Origin of the sequence: Neobacillus citreus, assembly GCF_018343545.2 — a bacterium.
Lineage (GTDB): Bacteria > Bacillota > Bacilli > Bacillales > Cytobacillaceae > Neobacillus > Neobacillus citreus.
This window is the reverse complement of sequence record NZ_JAGYPE020000057.1, coordinates 1-12,315: the sequence shown is the minus strand read 5'-3', so window position 1 is coordinate 12,315 and position 12,315 is coordinate 1. Positions and strand designations below refer to the sequence as shown.

General features: G+C 39.1%; 10 protein-coding genes. 3 read left to right on the top strand and 7 right to left on the bottom strand.

The features are described 5' to 3' along the window. Positions 1 to 120: 120 nt before the first annotated feature. The 4 genes from KHB02_RS23285 to pssA form a co-directional block, all read right to left on the bottom strand. Positions 121 to 1,476 carry a sensor histidine kinase gene (locus KHB02_RS23285; protein ID WP_213146435.1) on the bottom strand — a complete coding sequence of 452 codons (1,356 nt, stop codon included), beginning with the start codon at positions 1,474 to 1,476 and terminating at the stop codon, positions 121 to 123. After that, complete coding sequence (locus KHB02_RS23280) at positions 1,454 to 2,155, bottom strand: response regulator transcription factor (protein WP_213146434.1); 702 nt, start codon at positions 2,153 to 2,155, stop codon at positions 1,454 to 1,456. Before KHB02_RS23280 ends, KHB02_RS23285 begins: the two co-directional genes overlap by 23 nt. Positions 2,156 to 2,188: 33 nt before the next feature. After that, a complete protein-coding gene (locus tag KHB02_RS23275) occupies positions 2,189 to 3,466 on the bottom strand; it encodes a DedA family protein (protein WP_213146433.1) in 1,278 nt (425 codons plus the stop codon). Between the two features lie 189 nt (positions 3,467 to 3,655). After that, positions 3,656 to 4,147: a CDP-diacylglycerol--serine O-phosphatidyltransferase gene (pssA, locus tag KHB02_RS23270; protein ID WP_213146432.1), complete on the bottom strand. Its 492-nt coding sequence runs from the start codon at positions 4,145 to 4,147 to the stop codon at positions 3,656 to 3,658. Positions 4,148 to 4,377: 230 nt separating this feature from the next. Here pssA and KHB02_RS23265 point away from each other — a divergent pair, with 230 nt between their 5' ends. Next, on the top strand, positions 4,378 to 7,497 hold the full coding sequence (locus KHB02_RS23265) for an efflux RND transporter permease subunit (RefSeq protein ID WP_213146431.1): 3,120 nt from the start codon (positions 4,378 to 4,380) through the stop codon (positions 7,495 to 7,497). Between the two features lie 76 nt (positions 7,498 to 7,573). On the opposite strand, the gene KHB02_RS23260 is transcribed toward KHB02_RS23265, so the two are convergent. After that, a complete protein-coding gene (locus tag KHB02_RS23260) occupies positions 7,574 to 8,062 on the bottom strand; it encodes a GNAT family N-acetyltransferase (protein WP_241114038.1) in 489 nt (162 codons plus the stop codon). Next, entirely contained in the window at positions 8,028 to 8,720 is a 693-nt protein-coding gene (locus tag KHB02_RS23255) for an HAD family hydrolase (protein ID WP_213146429.1), read from the bottom strand. The genes KHB02_RS23260 and KHB02_RS23255 overlap by 35 nt, the downstream gene beginning before the upstream one ends. Positions 8,721 to 9,049: 329 nt before the next feature. Between KHB02_RS23255 and KHB02_RS23250 the strand changes: the two genes are divergently transcribed. After that, positions 9,050 to 9,562, top strand: coding sequence for a nucleotidyltransferase family protein (locus KHB02_RS23250; RefSeq protein ID WP_213146428.1), 513 nt, complete (start codon positions 9,050 to 9,052; stop codon positions 9,560 to 9,562). Positions 9,563 to 9,780: 218 nt separating this feature from the next. On the opposite strand, the gene bioB is transcribed toward KHB02_RS23250, so the two are convergent. After that, positions 9,781 to 10,794 carry a biotin synthase BioB gene (gene bioB, locus KHB02_RS23245; RefSeq protein WP_213146427.1) on the bottom strand — a complete coding sequence of 338 codons (1,014 nt, stop codon included), beginning with the start codon at positions 10,792 to 10,794 and terminating at the stop codon, positions 9,781 to 9,783. A gap of 379 nt (positions 10,795 to 11,173) precedes the next feature. Between bioB and kynU the strand changes: the two genes are divergently transcribed. Then, the coding region (gene kynU / locus KHB02_RS23240) for a kynureninase (RefSeq protein WP_241114037.1) at positions 11,174 to 12,315 on the top strand (1,142 nt) is incomplete at its 3' end.

The following is a 12,315-nucleotide window of genomic DNA, read 5'->3' as shown; positions in this document are numbered from 1 at the left end:
TTAAAAGAATGGCTTCGAATAGTGAAAAAGAAAAGCCCAGATTATCAAAAAATGCAGGACTAACTTTAAAAGGTGTCAGTACGGTGACTGACAGCTTTTTTGGTTTTGGATTGACCTGCTTCATTTAGGCAAAAGTAATTTTACAGTGGTTCCTGATCCTTCATTACTCTCTATTTCTATTTCACCTTTGTGCAATTTCATGATACTTTTGGCGATATGCAGCCCCAGTCCAGTTCCTCCGGTTTCTCTGCTCCTCGCTTTATCAACTCGGTAAAACCGCTCAAAGATATTATGAATCTCATCCCGCGGGATTCCAATCCCATAATCTTTTACACGAATAATGGCAAATTGTCCTTTCTGCTCTAAGAAAACCTCAATTTTTTCCTGGCTATATTTCATGGCATTGTCCAGCAAAATGATAATTACTTGTTTGAGTTTTAATTCATCTGCATGAACAATGAGCGGGGACATGTCATATTCTAATGTTATTTCTCGTCTATAGACTTGTTTTAGTTGCTTTAAAATACTCTGGCATAAAGAAACCAGGTTTACTTCGTTGATTTCTAATTCCGTTTCCTTTTCCAGGGTGGCTAAGTCCAAAAAGGTATCAGTCATTTTTTGAATTCTCGTTGCCTCAGAATGAATAGCCTGAATGGCTTCGTCAGCCATTTCTTGATTTTCAAGGCCGTGCCTTCTCAGCAGATTTGCATAGCTTTTAATTACCGTTAACGGGGTTTTTAATTCATGAGAGGCATCAGAAATAAACTGCGATTGCTTCGCTAGATTTTCCTGAAGCCGATCTATCATCCGATTAAATGTTTTAGCCAAGGTCTGCAGTTCGTCCTTTGCCCTATTTTGTATTGTGATGGTCTTCGGAACACCGCTTTTTTCAATTTCCTCCATGGTTGTAATCATATTAGAAATCGGTCGCATGATTATATTGGACAGCCATCTTCCTCCTAGTAAAGATAATAAGGCAGCAAGGATCGTACTAAATATTAAAATCGCTCTAAGAATCTCTTTTCTTGCTTCTAAACCCTTTAATCGTTCTCCAAGCTCGAGGCTTCCTTTCAATTGCTTCGTACTAATCGGAAAATGAACAACTAATACTTGTTCTTCCCCGTTTTTTCCAGAAATTACGTAAGTTTGTGACTGTTGATTAACTGCGTATTTCCCTTTTATCTTACTGGATAATACCTTATCATTCGAAACCTCGTGGACGACAGTGTTCCAGGGCCCGATAATTCGGATATAGGAGTATTCGGATAATAGTCCTTTTAACTTGTCGTCTATATCATGCGGGGATTGGCTGTTATCAATTTGTTTTTCAATATCTGCAGCCTTTTGAAAGAGCATATCCTCTTCCATATTGATGGTCGTTTTCATAAATAAGAAGAAGACAACAACATTAACGAGTATTAATATACAAAGCATCCAAGCCGTTGTTAACAGGTTAATTTTCGTCGAGATCTTCATCCGTTTTCTCCTTTATCGTAAAACCAATCCCTCTGACTGTTGTAATTAACGGGACAGAAAAGCCCTCGTCAACCTTTTTTCGCAGATGTCTGATAAAAACATCGATTACGTTGGTCTCTCCCTCGTATTCATAGCCCCATACATTAAGGATGATGTTCTCACGTGTGACGACCTTATTTTTATTCATGACTAAATAGACCAAGAAGTCATATTCCTTCGGTGTTAATGCAATGGGTTTTCCGTCCCTTTTCACTTCTCTTGATTCCTTATTAATAATAAGATCCTCTACAATCAATTGAGATTTTTCCCCATTCGGGCGATTCCGCAGACACGCGCGAATACGGGCTAGGAGTTCTTCAATTTCAAAAGGCTTTGTGACATAATCATTAGCACCATGATCTAGCCCTGATACTTTGTCAAAAGTTGAATTCCGTGCTGTCAAAAGAATGACAGGAGTGACTGTGTTTTCCCTTCTAAATCTCCTTAATACTTCCATTCCGCTTAGCTCTGGCAGCATGACATCCAATAAAATTAAATCAGTTTCTGTTTGTAAGGCCGTTTCTAATCCTGCCTTTCCAGTGTGTTCAACTGTTACCTGATACCCTTCATACTCAAGCTCCATCTTTAAGACACGAGCAATTTGCGTCTCATCCTCAATGACTAAAATATGTGTTTTCACGAAACATTCGCCCTTCCAAAGACTTTTATTAACTTAATTTCTTTCCAATACAAGCCGAAACATTTCAAACATTAAAAAGTTAAAAAAGATCCAGACGCCACCATATACATATCCTCCAGCTATGTCGCTTGGAAGTACTTCCGCTGATGCTATATTTGCTACTGCAATTTCTATTAATAAGATTACACCAAATATAGAACCAAAGAGATGTATAAAATTATTTTTCGAATGACGGACGAGCAAAAATAAGCAAGTCCCATAAATGATAATTGTTAAAGTACTAAGTAAATCAGGAAAATTACTTGAATGAATTTTCCCTACAAACCCGATCGATTCAAGAAAGGAAAAAAGCTGAAGGACTGATTCATGAAACAACCTTGCCCCTAAAATTGGAACAAAGAGTAATAGAAACTCAAGTACCCTGTCCTTTCCTTTTCTCCAAATACGGATGATGGTAATTCCGATCATAGCACCGAAGGCATATGGAAATTGGAATACAAGAAAAACTTTCATCCATTTCCTATAAATGGAGGATTCAACCATATATTCAGTAATTTCATTGAACTGACTAAACTCACCATATAAATAGTCTTGAGCCATTCCCAGCATCAAGGTCACCATACCTATTAAAACAAAAGTGAGAAAAACAAGGAAGATTTCTGTCTTTCTAACGGTTTTTAGATAACTTAATAACCCCTGTATGAAATGAATAAGAAAGTCCTTAATTTGATTTTTAAAATAACGATATACCAAATAGCCTGCTAACAATACAGCCAAAACAATGATAAAGATAACGAAGTATTTACTTGCCGCGTGATGAAAAACCTCCCAGCGGGGCCCCAAGACCTTTCCTAAAGTAATAAAGCAAATCCCCCATAAAAAAGACCCTAAGTAAGCAGGAATGATGAATTTTTTAAACGGCATTTTTGAAATCCCGGATATATAACCAGTAAAATGCCTAATTCCAGGTATAAAATAGGCAAAAATCAACAATTTACTGCCATACCGTTCAAACCAAGCAGCTGTTTTTTTATACCGCTCAGGTCCAAGATGAATATATCTTCCGTATTTTTCTATAAGTTTATATCCTCCCGCTCTCCCAATCCAATACGTTGCGGTTATTCCTGCCCCTCCTGCTAAAAAAACTGTCAGAAGCGCTAAAATATAATTCATTTTTCCCTGATAGACAAAATAGCCAGCATAGCTCATTAAAAATTCGCCTGAAATAGGCAGAGCCATTAATTCTAGAAAAATTCCTATAAATAGAATCAGATAACTATGCTGTTCAAATAAAGTAATTAAATGTGACATATACATGCCTCCAAAATTTTTAAAAAGGAAAACAAAAGGTCGTTCTAAATACAATGTAGCACCACAAAACATATATTTACTATTTTAATGAATTCTTAATCCTTTATTAAGAAAACAAAAAGGCGAATGGATAAAATAAAAAAGCTACGAATATGAAGGTTCCTAGCTTTTTTAAAAAGGAAAATTTAATTAAATTTTTTTAACCCTAATTGGACTTACCATTAAGAGGGCTAGGATTAAGGTAATCCATGCATTGCTATATGAGAAGAATCCCATCCCAGCCAGCGGCAGGCCGGCCGCTGGAATGGGCAGGCCTTTAAAATAGCCGATGGTTGGCTTGACACTAAACCTGGCTAATCTTAATGCCCCCATCATTGGAAAAAGCATAAATGCTATGGAAGTTAGAATGGATGGTGCTGCTATCGAATGAAATAAAAGTGCGGGAGCTACCCCAAAACTCACAATATCTGCTAAAGAATCCAGTTCAACCCCAAGTTCACTGTTTACTTTTAATTTTCTTGCAATCCTTCCGTCAAGAAGATCAAAAACAGCTGAAAAAAATATAAAAATTGCGGCTGATTCGATAAAGCCACTCATATTCAAGGTTATATAAAGAACACCGCACAATAAATTTCCTAATGTAAATAAATTAGGAATCGTTTTTATTAAATGTTTGAACAAGGTTGTCCCCCCTGACTTTTAAATCCTCCACTAATTTAGTTTTTTCTATACATTCTTCCGTTATTCTTAAAAGATTTTTCCATCTTAATGAAATATTAATCTTTTATTAAGTGAACAAACAGACTCGTCTTATATACTTTGAAGTGCCCAATTTTATTGCAAGTCCATTCATGAATTCACAGCAGAAAAAGATCATGTTCTGGGTTAAAACATATATGGGAGGAAAAACAATGAAAAGATTAGTTGAGGCAACCATGCAACGAGCCATTCTAATGATTGTGTGTGTTGTCATCATACTGGCTTGGGGAGGCATCTCCGCTTACCAGATGCAGCGGGATTACTTGCCTGGGATTAACAATACGACCCTGACAGTAAGCATGAGAGTTCCTGGGTATCAAGCGGCTCAGGTAAAACAGCAGGTTACCGATAACCTTTCGAGTGCCGTCAAAACAGTGGATGGTTTGTCCAATGTGGAAACGACCTCTTATGACGGCGGATTATTTATGAGTTTGTATTTTCCAATGAATACAGACATGAAGGCAGCCGAGGATCAAGTAAATAAAGCCTTGGCAAATGCTGACCTTCCGTCAACGATTACAAGTAGTCCTTCAGTGACTCGCTTAACAACAAGCTCATTCCCAATTTTGACTTACAGTGTAACAAGTTCAAAAATGGATGAACAAACACTAAGATCTACTGCAACGCAGGAAATAATCAAACAATTAAAATCCGTTCCTGGTGTAGCGGATGTATCTGCAATCGGTGGAGCAAAAGATGGATATGTATTAACTGTCCGCATGAAAGACCTTGTGAAAAACGGTTTAACATTGGATGATGTGAATAAATCGTTTGCTTTGGCAGTTCCATCCATGCCACAAGGCAATATTGTAAACAACCAATTATCGATTCCTGTTTCCTTTGACGGGCTGCCATTAACTGAGCAGCAAATGGAAAACGCAACAATTAAGAATAAGGAAGGAAAAGTTATTCCTGTATCGGCATTCGGTACAATTACTCATTCCTTGAATGACGTGAAGACTGTTTCAAGAACAAACGGAGCACCAAGCGTGACTTTAAATGTAATTAAAACACCATCAGCCAATATTACTGATGTCGCAGAACAAGTTAAAGATCGTGTTGCTCATCTTCACTTGGACACAGTCAATTCAAAAGACATTTCGTTCCAAGTTTTACTTGACCGAGAAAAAGAATTAAACAGCTCTCTTTTCGGTTTAGTTCGAGAAGGTTTGCTCGGCTGCTTATTCTCTATGGTCTGTGTGTTCTTCTTTTTCCGAAATGTAAGATCGACACTGTTAATTGCGATTTCGCTGCCAATTTCATTGTTAGCGACAACGGCTTTCTTGAAGACAATGGGCATCACATTAAACATCCTAACTGTTTCTGGATTAATCGTTGCGATGGGACGAATTGTCGACGATTCCATCGTTATCTTAGACAACATGTATCGAAAACGGGAAGAATCGAAAGATAAACCGCTGCTTTCCATTCTTGCTTCATCTGTTGTTGAAATGATTCCAGCAATTTTAGGCTCTACCTTAACGACTATTGCGGTTTATATTCCAATTGCCTTTGTTGGAGGTGTCATCAGTGCTTCATACAGCGGTTTCGCTTGGTCTGTCGTGATTGCGCTTATCATTTCATTCTTTGTTGCCATGCTTGTCATTCCTGCTCTTGCGTTTATGGGATGGAAAGGCGGAAACGGAGAAAAACAAACGGTCAAACTCGATGCAAAAATGAAACCAATTTTGCAATCTGCATTTAAGCACAGAAAAGCAATGATTATTGTGTCAATCTTAGTATTTTTAGGAGCTGGCATTTATTCCGCTTTCCTTCCAGTAAGTTTACTGCCTAGCGGAAAAATCGGACAAATTGCCATAAAAGCAGAATTACCTAAAGGAAGCACCCTAATCCAGGTCGATTCTGAAGTGCAAAAAATTGAAAAAGCATTAAAGGCAAATCCAAAAGTCGATGCGTATTCAGCCAATTTTGGTTCAACGATGACACCACAAAGTGACGACGTGTTTGACCAAGGCGGCGGCTTTATCACCTATCCGAATGTTGCTAACCTTTCTGTTGTTTTGAAAAATGACAAGGATGCAGATTCCGTCATTAAACAGTTACAAAAACAGCTTCCATCATTATCGAAGGATGTTACTTATACAGTAACAAGCCAGAACATTTCTGGTGATGATTCACAAATGCGTATCTTGTTTACTGGTTCCGACCAAGCGACATTGGATCAGGTAGCGCAAGAAGCACGAACAAACCTATCGAAAATTGCAGACTTGAGTGTCGATGGAAAAGTGGATTTAACAAACGGTGCGCCTAAGTACAAGGTGACGTTTGACCAAAAGGCGATAGAGGATAAAGGGGTTAAAGTGGCGGACATTCTAACCGTAGTGAACCGTTACATGTCTGCCTCTAAGGATGCCACGATTACAGTTGATCACAAGGCATTTCCTGTGGACCAATATTTAGATCAAATCGCCTCAGGTGAAAACTCAAATATTACATTAGAGGCTTCTGCGGATGATGTTTTATCATCCCTTGCTGCTGAAACGTTTAATGGAAATAATGGTGAAGCGGTCCGTTTTGACCAGATCGCTAAAATCTCGAAAGACCAGTCCCCATCAACAGTTAGCGAACGGGATGGGCAGCCTTTCTCTTTGGTAACAGCACAGATAACATCAAACGATATTAGCAAAGTGTCAAGCCAAGCAGAAACTGCTCTAAGCAGCATGAAACTTCCTAAAGATGTAACGTACTCATTAGGAGGAATCACCGAACAAGTAAAAGACATGATTTTTGATATGTCGGTTGCAGTTGCCTTTTCAATCCTGTTAGTATTGCTCATTACTTCTTCTATCTTCAAAGGATGGAAGGCGCCATTATCAGTATTATTAAGCATTCCGCTGGCATTAAGCGGTGTGGTTATTGCGTTAATTTTATTCCATGGTGAATGGAATTTAGCAGCATTAATCGGCATTCTAATGCTTACAGGTATTGTCGTAACGAATGGAATTGTGTTGATAGACAAAATTGAAAGAAATCGAAAAGAGGGAATGCCTGTTGAGGAAGCAGTTTTGAATGGCAGTCTTTCAAGGATTAGACCAATCTTGATGACAGCAGCAGCGACAGTGCTTACCTTATTGCCGCTGGCATTATCTCATAACGCAGATACGGTGATTTCGCAAACACTTGGTATCGTCGTGATCGGCGGTATGGTAACATCGACCATCAACAGCTTTATTATCATTCCGATTATTTATCAATGGCTGCATAAAAAGACATCAAGAAATATATCGATAAATTCAAAAAGCATCAGCTAAAAAGCCTATAAAAATGGCTTGGAGTAATGATAAAAAAGGTGACTGACACACTTTTGTGCCGTCACCTTTTTTACCATTAGAATGTCACCAGCATATCCCAAGATGTTCCATCAACACCAATCTTTTTAAAGCCAAATCGCTTGTATAACTGCAGGGCAGGATTGTTTGGGTCAACGCTTAAAGAAATTCCTTTATATCCTGATTCTTTTGTGATTCTTAGTATTTCGCCAAGCAGAACAGTCCCTATCCCCTTTCCCCGGTATTCCGGCATAAGCGCCATTCCCAATAGAGGAGTTTGACTGTCGATATAGCCGTAGGTTTTATTGGATTCATCGAACAATCGAACCCAAACCGCACCGATGGGATGATGATCATTATCCTCTGTAATAATAGCCGTATCCCCGTTTCGGCCCCAGCCTTTTAAAGATTTTTCAATATGCGGTTCGTTCAAAATATCCCTGGATGGCCTCGGCTGTCCTTCCGGTATATAGATAGCTTGATAGAGCATTTCCCATAAAAATTGTTCATCTTTATTGGTCGCAAGTCTGATTTGATAACCGTTCAAATGCATCCCCCTTAATTTTTTGCAATAATTGCTTCAATTTTATCTCTGCCATAGAAGATAGCCTGTGACTATGGCCATAAAACTCTAAATGCGATGTGACTTGATTCGGCACTACCACACAATGAACTCCTGCTTCTCTCGCCGCTTTAAGTCCGTTCAAGGAATCCTCAAAGGCAACAGCTTCGGATGGTTTGATGTCTAGTGCTTTGACAGCTTGAATATATAATTCTGGGTCAGGTTTCACTTTTGAAACATCGTCCCTCGTTTTAATCACATCAAAATATTTAAGAATATCGAGCCTTTGCAAAAAACCTTCCACCCATTCACGTGTCGAGCTAGATGCTAAGCCAATTTTCAATCCTAATTCTTTTGCTTCCTTAAGGTACTCCTCCACACCTTCCCGTGCGGCAAGCTCCTTCATTTTTTCTAAAACTATTTGTTTGACAGAGTTTTCAATGGCTTCGGGATTTATTGGCGTCGACAGATTTTCTTGAATATAAGCAAATAGTTCGGTGTCGTCTGTTCCTATGACTTTGGAAAACTGCTGCAAGGTAAGGGTTAGTCCATATTCATTAGTTAAGACTTCTTTATACGCTTGGAACCAAATCGTTTCTGTATCCACAATCAGTCCGTCAAAATCAAATATGATTGCTTTCAATTTATGTATCACCTCTTTTAATTTAGACGAAAATTTTTGGAAAAGGTTTTACCGGATCGGAATGTTTTTGCTGGGGTTATAATTTATAACGACCGGAGCATCGTTTTTTTATATCGTTCGGGTGTTATGAGCCTTTCATAAAACCAGGGATTTAATTTGTCCAGGTGTCATAGATTTTAAAGGAATTACGGGACCTCATAGGAAAAATATGTTAGATTTTATTTAAGCCGTACTTCATATCGACTACGTTAATTAAAAAATAGTTAAGGAGTGTTAAAATTATCAAAAATCAGGAAGATATTATTCAAGTTATTAGAGAAGATATCTGGATGATGGATATTTTAAAAATAGTACAAACTATGAATCTGCCTGATTGGTGGGTATGCGCCGGGTTTGTCCGCTCAAAAATCTGGGATGTACTCCATGGATTTACCGCTAGGACCCCTCTTCAGGATATCGATGTAATTTATTTTAATCCAGAAAATATCGATGAGTATGAAGAAAAGATGTTTGAAGATAAACTAAAAATCTTGAGGCCTGACATCCCATGGTCGGTTAAAAATCAAGCCAGAATGCATGTTGTTAACAACCTGAATCCCTACTCTTCTGCTGTGGATGGTATTTCGAAGTTTCCCGAAACAGCAACAGCAGTTGGAGTAAAACTCGATGAAAAAAACAACTTAGTAATTGCTGCCCCATGGGGAATCGAGGATTTGATTCATATGGAAGTTAAACCGACTCCATTATTTTTGGCAAATATGGAGCTTAAAAAAGTTTATTTTAATCGGGTTAAAACAAAGAAATGGGAAGGAACATGGAGTCAATTAAAGATATTAACCTAATCATCGGCTAGCGAAAATCTTCACAACTTCCACACAAGTTCCCTATAAGTTCTACACAAGATTCTATTAATATAAAAGTAACTTAATTAGGAAATAAGTTCATTGAACTCATTTCTTAAAACTTCCCATAATTTTGATTGGTGCTGGCGCCAATCTATTTTTTTGTCCTTAAAAAATAGAGCCCCTCACTTTAGTGGTAAAGTGAAGGGCATATTTTTTTAGAAGGTTTCCGCCAATGTCTGGCTTTCTGTTTCAAATGGGTTGTCTTCAATTTCGAAGCCAAGGTCTTTGATTAGTTGATAGTCTTCACTAGCCCCTTGGCCGGCAGTTGTCAGGTAATCGCCGACGAATATAGAGTTGGCGATGAACAGCCCTAGATTCTGCAGTGAACGCAAGTTAAATTCACGGCCTCCGGAGATGCGGATTTCTTTTGTCGGATTGATAAAGCGGAACAGTGCTAATATTTTGAGGCAACGGATTGGAGTCAGCTCGTTTAGATCCTCTAGCTTCGTTCCTTTGACTGGATGAAGGAAATTAACCGGAATGGAATCAGCATCCAGTTCCCTTAACGCAAAGGCCATCTCAACGATATCATCATCGGTTTCTCCCATTCCGCAAATAACGCCGGAGCAAGGGGAAATCCCCGCTTTTTTCACATTTTCAATCGTTTCGACACGGTCGTCATAATCATGTGTGGTGGTGATATTGGCATGGTGATTTGCACTTGTGTTGATGTTGTGATTGAAACGGTCCACCCCTGCCTCTTTCAGCCTGACTGCCTGCTCTTCGTTAACCAGCCCCATACAAGCGCAAATCTTGATTTGCTCGACCTCGCTCTTAATCTCCTGAACTGCTGAAATGACGGTATCGACCTCATTGTTGGTCGGTTTCCGTCCGCTCATGACGATGCAGTATGTACCAATTTTGTTTTTCTTCGCTTCCTTGGCACCCTCGACAATCGTCTGCTTGCTGATAAGGGTATACCGGTCAATTTCGGTTTTCGCATTAATCGACTGTGCGCAATAGCCGCAATCCTCCGGACATAGGCCGCTTTTAGCGTTGATTATTAAATTCAACTTTACCTTTTTCCCATAATAATGTCTGCGAATTTCATAGGCGGCATTGACCAGGGACAAGATTTCATCGTCTTTGGAAAGCAGGATTTCCTTGGCTTGCTCTTTTGTTAAAACATATCCATCAATCACTTGATTTGCTAGTTTTGACCAACTCAAATTATCACCTCTAATTTTATTTGTTAACTAAAAACACAATTTGGTTTACAAATAAAATTATAAAGCAATTATTCTGTAAATTGAACCATTTTGTACCAAATTTTTAAGAAAGGTTTTCGAGGAATTGGGGAAATACAGGTTTTGAGCAAGGTAACAAGAGTAAATCTTCACAACTTCCCCACAACTTTCCCCTAACTTCTACATAACTTTTCACTATTATAAAAGTAACTTAATTAAGAAATAAGTTCCTTGAACTCATTTCTTAAAACTTCCCATAATCTTGATTGGTGCTGTCACCAATCTATTTTTTTTGCCTTTTTTTCCAATTCATTGTTAAGATTCAATTAGAATATATTTTAATTAGAGAAGGAGGGGTCCAATGCACGTAGAAGATTTTTCGCCGACACAAGGGTTTGCCAGGATGTTAGACAAGGAGGATGCCCTATCGAGGTTCCGTGATGAATTTTACATAAAGTCAGATTCCATTTATATGGACGGGAATTCGTTAGGACTACTTTCCAAACGGGCGGAACGTACACTTCTCGATACTATCGAGAATTGGAAGGACTATGGAATTGACGGCTGGACAAAAGGAAAGCAGCCATGGTTTTTCCTGTCAGAAAAAGTAGGAGAAATGATCGCACCGCTTATAGGGGCAGCTCCTGACGAAGTAATTGCAAGCAGTTCCACAACTACTAATCTCCATCAGCTCGTTGCTACTTTTTATAAACCAACAGGTTCCCGCACGAAAATATTAGCGGATGAATTAAACTTTCCTAGTGATATTTATGCTTTAATAAGCCAGCTGCAGGTTCATGGTCTTAATCCAGATGCTCACCTTATTCGCGTGAAGAGCCAGGATGGGAGATTTATAGATGAGGACGATATTATCATGTCAATGGCCGAAGACGTTGCTTTGGTTATCCTCCCGACGGTCTTGTACCGGAGCGGCCAAGTGCTGGATATGAAACGGTTAACCTTGGAAGCACACAAGCGCAATATTTTAATAGGCTTTGATGCCTGCCATTCAATTGGCGCCATCCCCCATTCCTTCAGCGAATGGGATGTTGATTTTGCCTATTGGTGCAATTACAAATATTTAAACGGAGGGCCTGGGGCCGTCGGTGGTTTGTATGTGAATCGAAAACATTTTGGGGCATCCCCTGGTTTAGCTGGATGGTTTGGCTCGAACAAAGAGAAGCAATTTGACCTGGAGCATACCTTTACACCGGCGGAAACAGCGGCCGCTTATCAAATTGGCACACCGCATGTTTTGAGCCTCGCCCCGCTTATTGGCTCCCTGGAGATGTTTGCTGAAGCCGGGATTGAGAATATTCGGCAGAAATCTTTGCATCTTACCCAATATCTAATGAAATTAATTGAACATGAGTTAGCTAACATGAATTTCATCATCGGAAACCCTCGTGAGGATTCCCGCCGCAGTGGACATGTCAGTCTTGAGCATGATGAGGCTGCCCGCATTTGCAAAGCATTAAAAGAAAATGGGGTCGTTCCAGATTT